At 55.5% G+C, this 14,199-nt stretch carries 14 protein-coding genes and 1 pseudogene; 4 read left to right on the top strand and 11 right to left on the bottom strand.

Translation table 11 applies throughout. The annotated features are described in order from the left end of the window. Positions 1-171: 171 nt before the first annotated feature. Positions 172-585, top strand: coding sequence for a hypothetical protein (locus PSH86_RS19760; RefSeq protein WP_109755578.1), 414 nt, complete (start codon positions 172-174; stop codon positions 583-585). Between the two features lie 90 nt (positions 586-675). On the opposite strand, the gene PSH86_RS19765 is transcribed toward PSH86_RS19760, so the two are convergent. After that, a complete protein-coding gene (locus tag PSH86_RS19765) occupies positions 676-1,719 on the bottom strand; it encodes a GlxA family transcriptional regulator (protein WP_109755579.1) in 1,044 nt (347 codons plus the stop codon). A gap of 449 nt (positions 1,720-2,168) precedes the next feature. Between PSH86_RS19765 and PSH86_RS30680 the strand changes: the two are divergent. Further along, positions 2,169-3,047, top strand: a pseudogene (locus tag PSH86_RS30680) (cache domain-containing protein); the annotation flags it as partial. Positions 3,048-3,251: 204 nt separating this feature from the next. Beyond that, positions 3,252-3,956: a methyl-accepting chemotaxis protein gene (locus PSH86_RS30685; RefSeq protein ID WP_370873824.1), complete on the top strand. Its 705-nt coding sequence runs from the start codon at positions 3,252-3,254 to the stop codon at positions 3,954-3,956. Positions 3,957-3,988: 32 nt separating this feature from the next. Here PSH86_RS30685 and PSH86_RS19775 read toward each other — a convergent pair whose 3' ends face one another. The 7 genes from PSH86_RS19775 to PSH86_RS19805 are packed head-to-tail and all read right to left on the bottom strand — an operon-like array spanning position 3,989 to position 10,393. Beyond that, complete coding sequence (locus PSH86_RS19775; RefSeq protein ID WP_305484453.1) at positions 3,989-4,771, bottom strand: phosphate/phosphite/phosphonate ABC transporter substrate-binding protein; 783 nt, start codon at positions 4,769-4,771, stop codon at positions 3,989-3,991. Positions 4,772-4,813: 42 nt separating this feature from the next. Then, positions 4,814-6,142: an LLM class flavin-dependent oxidoreductase gene (locus PSH86_RS19780; RefSeq protein WP_305484455.1), complete on the bottom strand. Its 1,329-nt coding sequence runs from the start codon at positions 6,140-6,142 to the stop codon at positions 4,814-4,816. 36 nt (positions 6,143-6,178) lie between these two features. Then, complete coding sequence (locus PSH86_RS19785) at positions 6,179-7,084, bottom strand: ABC transporter substrate-binding protein (RefSeq protein ID WP_109755583.1); 906 nt, start codon at positions 7,082-7,084, stop codon at positions 6,179-6,181. 48 nt (positions 7,085-7,132) lie between these two features. Next, on the bottom strand, positions 7,133-7,816 hold the full coding sequence (locus tag PSH86_RS19790; protein WP_176689457.1) for an ABC transporter permease: 684 nt from the start codon (positions 7,814-7,816) through the stop codon (positions 7,133-7,135). Beyond that, on the bottom strand, positions 7,816-8,445 hold the full coding sequence (locus PSH86_RS19795; protein WP_109755585.1) for an ABC transporter permease: 630 nt from the start codon (positions 8,443-8,445) through the stop codon (positions 7,816-7,818). Before PSH86_RS19795 ends, PSH86_RS19790 begins: the two co-directional genes overlap by 1 nt. After that, the gene (locus PSH86_RS19800) at positions 8,442-9,419 is read right to left on the bottom strand and encodes an ABC transporter ATP-binding protein (RefSeq protein WP_305484458.1); all 978 of its coding nucleotides are present in this window, start codon (positions 9,417-9,419) and stop codon (positions 8,442-8,444) included. Before PSH86_RS19800 ends, PSH86_RS19795 begins: the two co-directional genes overlap by 4 nt. A 29-nt stretch (positions 9,420-9,448) precedes the next feature. Then, on the bottom strand, positions 9,449-10,393 hold the full coding sequence (locus PSH86_RS19805; RefSeq protein ID WP_163857907.1) for a fatty acid desaturase: 945 nt from the start codon (positions 10,391-10,393) through the stop codon (positions 9,449-9,451). A gap of 108 nt (positions 10,394-10,501) precedes the next feature. Between PSH86_RS19805 and PSH86_RS19810 the strand changes: the two genes are divergently transcribed. Then, positions 10,502-10,759 (top strand): hypothetical protein, encoded by a 258-nt coding sequence (locus PSH86_RS19810; RefSeq protein ID WP_305484461.1) that lies wholly within the window; start codon positions 10,502-10,504, stop codon positions 10,757-10,759. Positions 10,760-10,855: 96 nt separating this feature from the next. Here the strand turns inward: PSH86_RS19810 and PSH86_RS19815 are convergent, their stop codons facing one another. The 3 genes from PSH86_RS19815 to PSH86_RS19825 form a co-directional block, all read right to left on the bottom strand. Continuing rightward, on the bottom strand, positions 10,856-11,743 hold the full coding sequence (locus tag PSH86_RS19815) for a DMT family transporter (protein ID WP_109755588.1): 888 nt from the start codon (positions 11,741-11,743) through the stop codon (positions 10,856-10,858). Positions 11,744-11,807: 64 nt separating this feature from the next. Then, entirely contained in the window at positions 11,808-12,812 is a 1,005-nt protein-coding gene (locus tag PSH86_RS19820; RefSeq protein WP_232199717.1) for a dihydrodipicolinate synthase family protein, read from the bottom strand. A gap of 43 nt (positions 12,813-12,855) precedes the next feature. Then, positions 12,856-14,061, bottom strand: coding sequence for an aromatic ring-hydroxylating dioxygenase subunit alpha (locus PSH86_RS19825; RefSeq protein WP_305484463.1), 1,206 nt, complete (start codon positions 14,059-14,061; stop codon positions 12,856-12,858). Positions 14,062-14,199: the final 138 nt, after the last annotated feature.

Consider the following 14,199-nt stretch of genomic DNA (forward strand, 5'->3'; position numbering starts at 1 on the left):
AATGTGCTCGCCTGTTGCCACGAGGCATGGGGGCCTATAAAGTTCCCAAAAGGATTTTGTTTCTGACCGGCGGTCATGATCCTACCCAAAGCAAATTGACCCGATGCACGAGCCCAGGCAATAATTTCATTTTGCCATCAACTCCTGACTTGCTTATTCACGGAAGAAAGCATGAAAACCCTTATATCCCTCGCTTTAATCTCGATTGCGTGCAGTGCGGCTGCGGATGTCCAGAACATCAAATACATTTACGATGATTCGGATGCCGTGTACTCCATCGTCTCGTCTGTCGATAGTGGTTCAGCCATCCAGGCCACCGTGCAGAGAACGGGCACCTACTTCACCAACTACACGAAACTGGAACTCGACTGCGCCAGCCGCAATGTGCGGCATATGGGGATGTACAACAGTCTCGCAGGGTTGGAGAAAGCCGAGTTCGACCAGATGCAAGGGCGAATCATCGACGGCTCGATCGCCGACGAAGTCGGCAAGGTGTTGTGCAAGGAGACGACCTTGACCGCATCGCAAGCCACCCCGCAAACCGAAGACCTGCCCACCGAAACTCAGACAGACGATAACAGCTGATTTTTTGTCCGTAACACCGCAGCCTGCTCCCGCAAAGTTGCACGGCCCCCTTTGCCCATCACAAAGTTCATCTCTGATTTTGCGACGGCTTCATCGCAAGGTTTGTCTGCGCTCCGATTTCGAACGGTAACTGCCAGGCGGCACACCAAAGAAATCCCGGAAACGACGCTGGAAGTGCGGGGAACTGACGAAACCCGTCGCCACGGCGATTTCAGTCACGGACCGATTGGTTTGCTGGATAAGCTGGCGGGCACGTGTCAAGCGCAGCTCCAGGTAATAGCGTGTTGGGGTGGCACCGAGAAAACTGCAGAACCGTCGTTCCAACTGCCGCTTGGAAATCTTGACGCACGCTGCCAGCTCATCGATGGTCAGAGGCTCTTCTACGTTTTGCCACATCAGTTCCAAAGCCAGCTTGAGGCTTTCCGGCAGCGTCGGGTCGGTCTCGACGAAGACCGGAGGCAAGTCCGTCGCATCATCGCCCGACTCATCACAGCGAAGAATTTCCTCGATGGCGCCCACCAGTGCCGCCCCACCCGTCTGGCGAATCAACTGGAGCATCATGCGCAGCGAACTGTTGGCACCTGCGCAACTGACCCGCTCCCGATCAACGACATAGGCCCGGCTGGACACCTTCACATGGGGAAACACCTCCGCCATCATGGCGCGGCTTTCCGGGTGGACAGCGCATTCGAAACCGTCCAGCAGATTGGCATCAGCCACAAAGAAGACACCATTCCACAGCCCTCCCAGTATCGCCCCGGACGCCGCATTGGCGCGCAGCTTGCGCCGCAGCAAGGGGTGGCCTTGCAACTTCACCCGAAAGCCGCCGGCAACGATCAGCACGTCCTGGTTTTCCGGCATCTGTGCCAGCTCGATGTCGGTCGAGATGACAATGCCCAGGTCGCTCGTCACCTGTCCTCCTGAAACCCCCACCGTCAGCACTTCATAGAGGGGCATGTCGCTCATCAGGTTGGCGGTCACCAGCGCGTCCACCGCACCGGTGAAGGACATCATCGAGAAGTTGTCCATCAATACAAACGCGACGCGGATCGGCGACTGGCTGGCGGGTGCCGCTCCGAGTGGTCGATAAGCCATGTTCTTGTTTTTGAGTACGCTCTCGAATGCGCTTGGCATAGGGCCTCGTTAATACCTTAAAGACGATGAGGGTTTGCTGCCGGTGGGTGCCGTTAACCACAAGGCAAAGAGACAGAGCAAACCACGCTATCTTCCAGGCTAGTCAAACCGGGTGCAATCGCACCGACGCCCTCTACTGATCGACCCGCGCCAAAACGGACGGCCTCAAGTGCCTACGACTTTGGTCGATACATTGGCTGTAGGCATGGGCGCTTTTCCCTTCCAGAGACTCGCAACGCCAACCACTGCTGTTTCCGCCGTTCCAACACTTAAAAAATTCCGCGGGAGAAGTCATGAATATCAAACAGAAGCTGACATGGGCGTTCGCGGCCATCGCCTGCCTCCCGGTTATCCTGGTGGCGGTGCTTGTCGTGCTGAACCTGCGCGACGCCGCGAAAGCCAACTTCCTGGACAGTAGCGGTCGTGAAATCCGTCAGATCGACAACGGCATGAAGCAGTTCTTCGATGGCATCAGCCAGAACGTCGAATACATCGCCAAGGATCCACGGATCATCGCGGCCAAGGGTTTGAAAAATTACTCCCTGGCCGATGCTGCACAAACACCGCTCCCCGAAATCAATCAACAGCTTCTGGAAGTATTCGACCGATTCGCCAAAAGCCATCCGACCACCGCCTACCTTTCCGTGGGGATGAGCGACGGTGGCTACGCCAGTTGGCCTGACGACCCCAAGATGACCAACTACGACCCACGCGTGCGCCCCTGGTACAAGGCCGCCCTGGCCAAACCAGGCACCGTGGCGCGTACAGATGCCTATTACTGGGCGCCGGACGATGTGTCGCTGATCGGCACCGTACACACCGTCGCCGACGCCAGCGGCAACGTCGTGGGCGTGGTGGGCCTGGACGTGTCGCTCAAGCAACTGACCGAACTGGTCAAGAACATCAAGTTGGGCGAGAGCGGCTACCTGATGCTGGTGGAAGCCAACGGCAACGTCCTGGTGGACCCTGCCGATGCCAAGCACAACTTCAAGCCGCTGGCCGACCTGGGCCCCAACTATGCCGAGCTGGCCAAAAGCAGCGATGGCGTGACCCAGATCGAGATCGAAGGCGTGCCCTACATGGCCAACGTGGTCAGCTCCAAAGGGTTGGGCTGGCGCTTCATCGGCCTGATCAAGCGCGACGAAGTAATGGCTGAAGCCTCGAGCCTGACTTGGCTGATCGCCGCCATCGCCGCCGCGCTGGCCGTGGTCTTCGCCGTGGTGGGCGCCAGTTTCGCCAGCGTAATCGTGCGGCCGATCCGCGGGGTTGCCAACGGTCTGCAGGAAATCGCTGAAGGTGAAGGCGACCTCACCCGCAAACTCTCGGTACAAGGCAAGGACGAAACCGCCACCCTGGCAGGCTGGTTCAACCAGTTCCTGGGCATGATCGCGCAACTGATGCAGCGCATCGGCAGCGCCTCTTCCGACCTGCAAACCGCCGCAGCCGATACCAGCCACGTGGCCCAGAACATGAACGACGCCGCCGGGCGCCAGCGCCAGGCCGTGGAGCTGGTCAGCACCGCGTTCAATGAAATGGTCGCCACTGCCAACGAAGTTGCCCGCTCGTGCAGCCAGGCGGCCTCCAGCGCGGACGAAGGTTATCGCGACGTGCATGACGGCCAGCATCACATCGGCGAAGCCACCGGCAGCGTGCTGAAACTGAGCGAGGACCTGCAGCAGTCGACCCAGACCATGCAGGCGCTGGAACAGGACAGCAAGAACATCAACACCATCCTCGACACCATTCGTTCCATCGCCGAGCAGACCAACCTGCTGGCCCTCAACGCCGCCATCGAGGCCGCGCGGGCCGGCGATCAAGGTCGCGGGTTCGCCGTGGTAGCCGATGAAGTCCGCGCCCTGGCACGGCGTACCGCCGACTCCACGGGCGAGATCGACAGCCTGCTGGGCAACCTCGCGCGGCGCACCCAGGAAGTCACCCAGCAGATGCAAAGCAGCCTGCAGGTGTCGCAAACCAGCGTGGAACGCATCCAACAGGCCCGCGACAGTTTCGACAAGATCCGCAACTCGGTGGATTCGATTCGCGACCAGAACACTCAGATCGCCACGGCGGCAGAGGAACAGCACCAAGTGGCCGAAGACATCAACCGGCACATCGCGCAGATCCATACCGATGCACAGCTGGTGGAGGAATACGCCCACTCGGCGCAAACCGGTTCGGGGCATTTGACGGATATTTCCGGGCAGCTCAAGGGTTTGGTGGGACGGTTCAAGTTCTAGATTGCTTGAGGGGCGAGCCAGGGATGGCTCACTCAGGACGATACAAACGAAAAGCCGCAATCGAGCGCACGGCGTTCATATTCCAGCAGACATTCATAGTCCGCCTCACTGGCTGGCAGCACTTCCCTGATAGCCAGCGTTCGAGAAACCTCCGGCAGTTGGCTCAAGGCTTCATTCATTGCCTTCCTGATTGAGTCTGCGTCCGCAGGCGTTCGCCGAATCGAGGTTACATAGGGCAGGCAGGGACTGCGCACACTTCGCGCCAGGACTCTCAGGCCTTCGATCTCATCACTGTTATCCCTCGCAAGATAGTCGTAGGTGACGCTGTCGACAGAAGCCAAATCACCGTCGCCATCTTTCAGCCTTCGCATGCTCTCTCTGTGCGATCCGGTGAAGGTTAGTCTTGAGAAAAAACCACGGTCGCTGATCCCGGCAAGTGTATGACGCAATAGATTCATTCCTGAATTGGAATCCTGAGCGTTGATCAGTCCATGGCTGCCCTGGAAACCCGCCAGATCAGTCACGGCCGAATCAGCTCTACAGAGCAGCAAACTGCAATGGTCACCGCCCGAGCTATGGGCAAGCTCATAGCTTGGGCGCCCGATCAGCCTCACCCTTCCCCGCAGCGATGTGACTAACGGATAGCCGCAGGTCTGGGACAACAAGAGGTCCGGGGAAAGCCAATGGGCCGCTGGCTCAACAATTTGCTCTTGCCCGCGGTGCTCGCCCAAAATCGCCAGGACACGTCGAAGCCAGGCTTCCTGTGCCTGTAAAACCCTTGCGGGAGCGAGGTACATGGAGAGATCGCTGGTCATATGAAATCCAATTAAAGGACTGTTATCGGCGCTTGGCGCTGATCACAGCAAGAAGCTGTTAGCCGGTTTTTTCAAGCCCAAGCGGTCCCTTAGCGTCCCGGGTTCATATTCCTTGCGGAAAACCCCTTTGGCTTGCAGCAAAGGCACCACGCCACGCGTGAATGCTTCGAAGTCCGTCGGCAAAAACGGGAACATGAGGTTGTAGCCATCGACGGCATTCGACTCGTATAACGCTGAAAGCTTATCGGCTATATGCTCCGCCGTTCCGATCAGTAGCCAGGTACTGGAGCTCTTGACCAAGCGGCGCCCTATTTCGCGGATAGACAAGGAAGGATCGTACTTCTTGAGCAGGGCCAGCTCAGTTCGAATGCCATCAAACTCAGACTCATCTGGCAACGCTGGCAGGGGGCCGTCCGGCGAGAGCCCCGTCAAGTCGAGACGGGTGTAGCTGGAGACCAGGTCAATCGCCACGGCATCGATAATGAGACTGTCCTCCAGTTGCCGACGTCGCTCCTCCTCAGTCTCATCCTCCAGAACCACCGGAAGCACACCGGTAATGATTTTCAGATCACTGGAATGCCTGCCCTTCAACTCGAGCCGGCGATTCAAATCGGCCCTGTACGCCAGTCCTTCTTCAACCGTATTGATGAAACAGAAATGCACGTCCGCGTGGGCCGCGGCCAGGTCCTTGCCCGCTTCAGAAGACCCCGCCTGGGCCAAGACCGGATGCCCTTGAGGTGGACGCGGCACGTTAAGCGGCCCTCGCACGCTGAAATGCGTCCCTTTGTGATGGATCGGATGGATTTTCGATGGATCGGCAAAATCGCCGGTGCCCTTGTCGAATTCAAGCGCCCCGTCCTCCCATGAGTCCCAAAGCTGTTTGACAACACGAATGAATTCATCGGCCCGCAGATAACGATCGCCGTGTTTCGCCACGCCTGACAATCCGAAATTCGAAGCCTCTTCTTCCAGCCAGGAAGTCACGATATTCCAACTGGTTCGCCCTGAACTGAGATAATCCAGCGATGCAAAATACCGCGAGATGTTGAAGGGCTCGTTATAGGACGTTGAAGCCGTGCCCATCAGACCGATATGTTCGGTCACAGCGGCCAGTGCGGACAAGAGCGTAATGGGCTCAAGGCGGGCATTGGCATAGTGCCTCAAGCCGCTGGCCACGGAGTCCCAGACCGCCACGTGATCGGCGACGAAAACCGCATCGAACTTCGCCGCCTCGGCCGCCTGCACCAGTTTTACGTAGTAGCCCAGCGTCAATATTTCCTGGGTCGGTGACAACGGGTGGCGCCAGGAAAAACGATGGTCCCCTTGGGGATTAAAGAAGAACAGATTCAGGATCATACTTTTATTGGACATAACGCCTCCGCGACCTCACCAACATCGCATTCATGTTCAGTTGGCCGTCTTGACGGTATTTTCGGCGACCCACTGCGCCGCGACTTTTGCCGGATCCTTGTGATCGATATCAACAAGGCGATTGAGTTGCTTGAGATCGTCATCGGTCAGCTTTGCGGAAACTTCGTTGAGCACCTTGGTGACTTCCGGGGTTAGCAGTGCCTTGCGCCCCAGTGGTGTGATGTTTTGCAGGGGTTGTTGATGCTTGTCGTCCTCGAGCACAACCCAGGGTTCTTTCGCCAGGATGCCTTGCGTGGAGACGACGGTGGCGACGTCGATAGCGCCTGAATTCAACGCCAGCCGCGACAAGGGCCCGCCCATGTCCAGGGATTTGACGCTCTTGAAATTGATGCCGTAGACCGCTTTCAGCCCAGGCAGGCCCAAGGCAGAAGTGGCGACTTCCGGTGGTCCGCCCAACGTTAAATCAGCTGAGACAGGCGCCAGGTCGGACAAGGTGTGCAAGTTGTACTTTTCTGCGGTCTTTTTAGTGACGGCCCAAGCGGTAATAGAGCCCGCCGCGGAAGGCTCAAGCAACTGCAGGTTCGCCGGTAACTTCTGCTGCAAGGCGCTGACGATCTCCTTTTGGCTGGTCAGGGCTGTCTTGTCATCATAAAAACTCAGCAGTGATCCTATGTATTCGGGTACAACGTCGACATCCCCATTTTCCAAGGCCTTGGCGATGATCTGGCGATTGCCCAGATTGAGCCGGGTCTTGACCTCTATCCCTTCATTTTTCAAGGCTGACGCATAAATGTTTGCGAGAATCGTCTGCTCGGAAAAATTGGCCCCGCCTATGGTGATGGACTGAGCACTGGCAAACGTGCTGCCCACCAGCAAGCCTAACCCCAGCAACAATGAAACCGATTGCACTGAGCGAGCCTTCGAACGTTGTTTGTTTTTCATTTGGACTTGTACCTCTGCAAAATTAATAGGCACTTTCAAATGCCCTGATCATGTAGCGCTCAGTTCAACATTCCCTGTTCGCCATTTTCGAACCATGAGTGTTTCTATCGTCGAGCAGAGCCACTCGCTGACAATCGCAAGGGCCGACACCACCAATGCGCCGCCAATAATTTGCGGTGTATCGTTGCGACCCAGTCCGTCGATGAGAAACCTGCCCAACCCACCGAATCCCGCATAGGCGGCGATAGTTGCCGTTGCAATAAGTTGCACCAGGGCCGATCTGAAACCGGAAAAAATCAGCGGGAAGGCCAAAGGCAGTTCAAGTTGAATAAACGTTTGCCATCTACGCATGCCCATGGAGGTGGCCGCACTTTTCAACGACGAATCAACCTGATCGATACCGACATAGGTGTTGGTTAATATCGGCGGTATGCTCATGACAACCAGCGCGATAATGACCGTGCTGGTTTCATAGCCAATGACCATGATTGCCAGTATCACAATGCCGAGAGAAGGCAATGCGCGGCCAAGATTGAACACCCCTATCGCCAGGTTTGCGCCCTTGCGGTAATTAGCCATGAATACGCCGAGCGGCAACGCTATCGCACAAGCAATAGTGATACTTAAAGATACGTAATAAATATGCTCCGCCAGCCGCGTCAGTATGCCGTTTTCTCCCAACCAATTTTCAGGAAGAGAAAACCAATGGTAGACACTTGCGATCATGTTCATTAGCGCACCCAAGGGACCAGCCATTTATTGATTGAATAAAACAGAAAATCAAAACACAGCGCCAACATCACCGTCAGGACCAAGCTGACCACTACAGGTGTAGTGAAACTTTGCGCCAACCCGGTAATGAACAGCTGGCCCAACCCACCTTGACCAATTAACGCAGTAACAGTCACCAACCCGACCAAGGTAACTGATGTCGTTCGTAGCCCTGCCAATAACGAAGGCAAGGCCAGTGGAAGTTCAACACCCAGAAACCTCTGCATGCGCGTATACCCTAGCGCGCGGGCTTCTTCCAGAACGTCCGGGGGGTTGCTGGCAAGTCCCGCCAAGGTGTTTTGTAGAATAATCAGCAAGGAATACAGACTCAGGCCAATAACCGATGTGGTCTTGGACAAACCAGTAAAAGGCATTATCAAAATAAACAGTGCCAGGGAAGGAATGGTGAACAGTATTCCGCTGACATAAATCATGGGCCGAGCCAAGACAGGCTTCCACAGTGTCAAGAACACCATTGCGCCCGCCACCAGCATGCCTATACACAGGCCCAGTGTGACCAACTGAATATGATCCAATAACAACTGAACAATCGCTTGCCAATTATCGACAATCCACGCCCCATCCATCATTGCAGGCTTCCAGGTCGGGATCCGCTCAAGGCGTTATAAAGGGACTCGATCGAGATGCAACCTTCGTAACCTCCTGCCTCATCCACCCGCACTACAACACCGGTTGGGGCACTGAGGATTTTCACCAATGCGTGATGCAATGAGTCATTTATCGTAACGGTTGCCAGTTCTGGAGCGGGTACAGTGGATTCACCGTCAATTTCCGCCGGAAGATCGGCGACTTTCATCAGCGTAAGTCTTTTCAATAAAGGGTCTTTCCCAATAAACCCCTTCACGAAATCGCTGGCAGGATGGGCCAGGATATTGTGAGGAGTGTCGAACTGAACAAGCCTCCCTTCCCCCTCAAATATTGCAATCCGGTCGCCGACCTTGATCGCCTCCTCCATGTCATGCGTTACCAGAATGATGGTCTTGTGCAAACGCCGCTGGAGCGCAACCAGTTCATCCTGCAATCGCTCGCGTATCACCGGATCAAGCGCGGCAAAGGGTTCGTCCATCAATACAACCGGTGGGTCCGAGGCCAAAGCCCTCGCCAGGGCGACACGGCTTTGCTGCCCACCCGACAGCTGATTCGGGTAGCGGTCAAGAAACTCCGGCTGAAGTCCGACCAGGGAAATGAGCTCGCTCACGCGCTGGCGGATTTTAGACTTACCCCAGCCCAAGAGCCGCGGTACAGCGCCGATATTTTCTGCGACGGTCTGGTGAGGAAATAAAGCCGAGCTTTGCATCATGAAACCAATGCCACGGCGTAACGTAACGACGTCAAGCTCGTCGGTCGCAACCCCATTTACACAGATACGGTCACTGTCCTGGGTATCGAGCCTATTGATCATTCGCAAAATGGTGGTTTTGCCACAACCGCTTGGCCCGACAAACACGCAGATCTCACCCTCCCGGACATGAAGCGTCAAATCGCTCACGGCCATTCGCGGGCTGCCCTTATGAGTTTTCTTGACGGCTTCAAAACGTATCATTTTCCAACGCCCAGATTAGCTTTCATTTTTTATTGCTCGGCAGGATGGCGCGGACAATCCACTGGACTGAGCAGATGTCTATGCAATAACTGGAAATAGCCATGAATGACGTAGCCATTGTTTCGAGCAATCCATTGTTCACGCCTGGCCCTATACACCTGTGGCAAGTAAAACCAGGGCAGACCGGGAAGATCGTGATGAACCAGATGAAGGTTGAGGTTCAGAAAAAGCCAACTCAAAAGCCCTGACGATTCATTGATAACCGTGCGGTGTTCTGGAAGCGCTGACGGCCGATGCTCGTAAAACGACCTGATCATTGCAATGGATAACGCTGGAAGCGAAACAAAGAAGATGTACTGGATCGCGCTGATGGCGCTGTATTGCTCAACCAGTCCCAGCAACACGGCAACACTTGATAGATGCGTAGCCCACATCCGCCAATGGCTTCGTCCGGTATGAAACAGCCCCTTTATCTCGGCGCCCACAAGTGAAATGACTGCCAACGGAGCGCCAATGATCAAGCGCCCGCCCAAGGTCTTATTTACCCATAGCAACACCCTCGTATAACCAGGTGAGCGCAACCAAAAGGCACTTGTGACATAACGACTTTCTGGATCTTGACCAGGCACCGTCAGCACCTCGTCGTTGTGATGCGCCAAGTGCGTGTCCCTGTAAATATCGTAGGGATACCATACGGCGAACGGCAGATATCCCAGGGCTTTATTTATGGCTGGCGAGCGTGTTGGATGACCGTGGATAAGCTCATGCTGAATCGACATCCAGAGCACGACCAGCGGAATCAACAAGACGATGGTGAATACTTCACCCAGTGCGTCCCCATGAAAAACAACGAAAGCCCAGGCCAGGTAGAATCCGACCAACAAAAGCCAGGTTGGCCATTCCGTTTGACTGGTTAATGTCGTGCTCAGCTTGACGATTTCAGCTCGATGAGCTTCATCCAAATAATTTGGCATTGTTGTAAATCGCGTAGATATTGCTTTGAACAGGCGTCCATTCGCTCACGCATCAAGTTGCGGCCCTTGGAGCGGCATTACCTGAAGATGGCTGGCTAGACTAATGGTATGGAAGTGCCCAACAGCGACGATTCACATGGCGTAGAGAAGAAACGCCAAGCCTTCGCTGATTGCACTGCAGGCTTCGCTGTTGGCCTGACACGGGAGCGGTTTACCGGTCACGAATGGAACGGTAATGGAGGCAGAACTAAGGCGGATATTGCCGGAGTAAGAAATCGCTCCTTGGGTTCGGTCACAGGACAGAGCCTCAAGGCTGATTTGGAAGATTCGGGCGCCGGACATAGTCGTACCATAAAATGGGATTGAACATATCCGGTTGTCCGGTAGGAACAATCTAGCACGATGGCTAATACGACCAAGGAATATATTCTATTATGCTTATGCCTATAGCGAATAAGAGGCCTAACCTTTCACCTTGATCGCATACAGCCCACCGGCAATCACCATGCATGCTCCCACCACTGTCCATGCGTCGGGAAGCTCGCCAAACACGAACAAGCCTATCAACGTGGCAAACACCAGAAGCGTGTAGTTGAAAGGCTGGAGCGTAGCCGCTGTTGCGTACCTGAGCGCTTGGATAAGTAAAAGCTGGGCCACTACGCCTGTGATTGAAAGGACCCCGATCAGGGCCCATTGCTTCGGGCTTGGAGACACCCAGCCCGCAAGACCTAGCAAGGTGATGGCTATCGCGCCAAAGAACCCCATGTAGAGCATGTTCGTGGCAAACGAATCACCTTGGCTGATGCGTCGGGTCAGCACGCTGAAAACAGCGAACCCCAGGGCCGACAACAATGGGATAAGCGCCGCCAGTTCAAAAACACCGGTACCCGGTCGAAGGATGACCACCGTGCCCAGGAAACCGACAGCGGCGGCAATCCATCGGCGAACTCCAACGTACTCACCCAAAAATGCACCAGCCAAAGCCAGGGTCATCAGGGGAAACACGGCGTACAGGGCATGCATCTCAGCCAGGCCCAGGTAGCGCAGCCCTATTCCAAACAGAGCGATTTCACCGACGCCGATCAGCGCACGGATGACCTGCAGAAAGGGATGCTGGCTTCGACATGCGGTTCGCAAGCTACCTTGGTAAACGCTGTAACCGACAGCAAAGACCAGGAATACCCAATAGCGCACCATGACGAGTTGCGCGATGGGCAGATCCTTGACCAGCACCTTGGTGATCCCGTCCTGGCTCGCAAAGATCAGCATCGACAACAGGCACAAGATGATTCCAAGTTGAGGCCTGGGAACCTCGTAGTGACGCATGGCGCTTTCCAGCTGATTGCTCATATATCCCCCATTTCGAGTGTGATTCTGCCCTTCACGACGACATCATTCACGCCCGGCACGCCACTCACGCAAACGTAAGTCGGCTTTCGAGAGCGATCAAAGGCTCAAGGGCGGCCTTTAGCACGGCGATCTTCTCAGCAGGCAGACGCGCCAACGGTCGGCGAGGGTTACCCGCGCCATAGCCGGTGATATCGGCACCGGCGTAAACCGATTGCACGTAATCACCCTGCCAGATCAATGACATCACCGGCTCGATCGCCCGCCAGATTTCCCGGGCACGTGCCCAATCCTGCTCAATGGCGGCCTTCACTACCGCCACACAAGAACGCGGCGCCATGTTCGCCCCGCCCCAGATCAGGCCCGCCGCACCGGCAAAGAGCGCGTACGGCACCAGTGGGTCGGCGCCGTTCATTGTCGGCAGGCCCGTGCGGATCAGCGACGCCTGCGCGGCCAGATCGCCGCTGCTGTCTTTGACCGATACGAAGTTCGGAATCTCGCTCAACTGGCGAAGCAGCGAAGGAGTCACTTCTACCCCCACCGCCTGAGGCACGTTGTAGCCGATGATTGGCAACCCGGCTTCGGACACCGTGGCGTAGAAATCGATGATGCTCTGGTCGTCGGTTGGACCTTCGAAAAACGGTGGCAATACCATGACGCCATCGGCGCCACATTCGGCGGCATGGCGGGTGCGCTGCACCACTTCATCCGCCAATAAGGCAGACGTTTGCACGATGACGCGAGCGCGCCCCTTGATGACCTGAGTGCCAAAGGCCACCAGTTGCCTGGACTCTTCCTGGCTCAGGTAGACATGCATGCCTGTCCCTGAGCTCAGGACAAAACCCTCTACGCCAGCAGTCAGATAGCGCTCGAGCAACGTCTCGAAGCGTGGATAGTCGATCCTGCCTTGGGCATCGAACGGCGTGGTCACGGCCAGGTTGAGACCGGAAAAAGCGAATGCGGACATTGAATCGAGCCCTTTCTTGTTCTTCTCCAGCGGACGCACCAACCGCCCTTCCCGGGCTGTTTGCACGCCGTAGTAGCGATGACCAACGCCGAAAGCGCCGGCCATCGTTGCAAGGAAATCAATCCACCGATTTAAGTGGAATCTGGGCCTAGAGGCGCGTCAGCATGGTTTCGCAGTACCAATCGTCAAACTGGCATACGCCATTTTCCGCGATGTCCGAGAAGGGTCCCGGCTCGTAAGTCGGTGAGGTCACACCTGCCTGCGTACCTTCCACCAAACGACGGTCTTGATCGTTGGTGGCAAGCCAAACCTTGGTCAGCCGGTCAATCTCGTAGTCAACACCTTCAACGGCGGTACTGGGCACAAGCCATTTGGTCGTCACAAGCGTTTCGCCAGGCCCGATCGGGAGTACCCGGAAGCTCAATGCGTGATCGCCGAGAAAGTGGTTCCAGGTAGACGGGTAATTAAAGTAGAGCAAGGCGCCAATATCCGGCTCGCCGCTTTTATCCAGGCGCCCCGTAACAGCAGGTTTACCATCCATTGTGTAACTCACGGCGCCCGCGGAAAGTGGAATGCGTGTCATACGAAAACGGCCATTCGGGTCCATGACAAGCTTGCTGGGCATGCCCGCGATTTCGCAGCGATTCCAGTGCGCGGTCAATTCAGGATCATCTTCGCCCCCCACCCCGGCCACCGAAAGATTCTCGACAAAAGAATTCATCAATTCGGGATGCGTACCGTCACAATGGAAGCATTCGCGATTGTTTTCAAATACGAGTTTCCAGTTACCCTTTTCCACGAGGTTGGACTCGAAAGCAACCTTGCAGTTATCCAGGAAATGGGGGGCGATGAAAGGACTTACAGAATGCCTGAAACTTTCGAACTCAGGCGCCTCGTCAGCGACGCATACATAAATGTACGTATGGACAATTTCACAATGAACGGGTTTCAGGTTGTATTGAGACCTGTCGAAATCGCCCCCCATATTACCGGCAAACAAAAGACTGCCGTCCAGCTCGAAAGTCCATTTATGATAAGGACAAACCAGCTTCGCAACTTTGCCTTGGGCGTGCTCACAAACTTTAGAGCCACGATGACGACAAGCATTGTGAAAAGCACGGACCTGACCACTTTTATCCCTGATGATTAAAACTGGATAGTCACCAATCTGCAACGTCAAGTATTGCCCGGGCTTTTCAAGCTCAAAGGTATGCCCGGCAAAAATCCAATCCTTGTGCCAAATCTGCTCAAGATCCTGACGAAAAACCTCAGGTTCAATATACAGCTCACGGGGAAGCGCGTGGCGCGCCTTACGCTTTTGAATCAGGTCGATCACGGATGCTTTGATATTCATTATTATCCTCTACGCATCAACCTGACGGTTAATGGTAAGTACGCCCAGAAAACGGTGTCATGGCCCAACGGGTCCTACGCGGAGCATTGCCCAACGCAACCGCTGAATACGCATGTTTTAGCCATATTTAACACAAAG

Origin of the sequence: Pseudomonas sp. FP2300, from assembly GCF_030687595.1 — a bacterium.
Taxonomy (GTDB): domain Bacteria; phylum Pseudomonadota; class Gammaproteobacteria; order Pseudomonadales; family Pseudomonadaceae; genus Aquipseudomonas; species Aquipseudomonas bijieensis.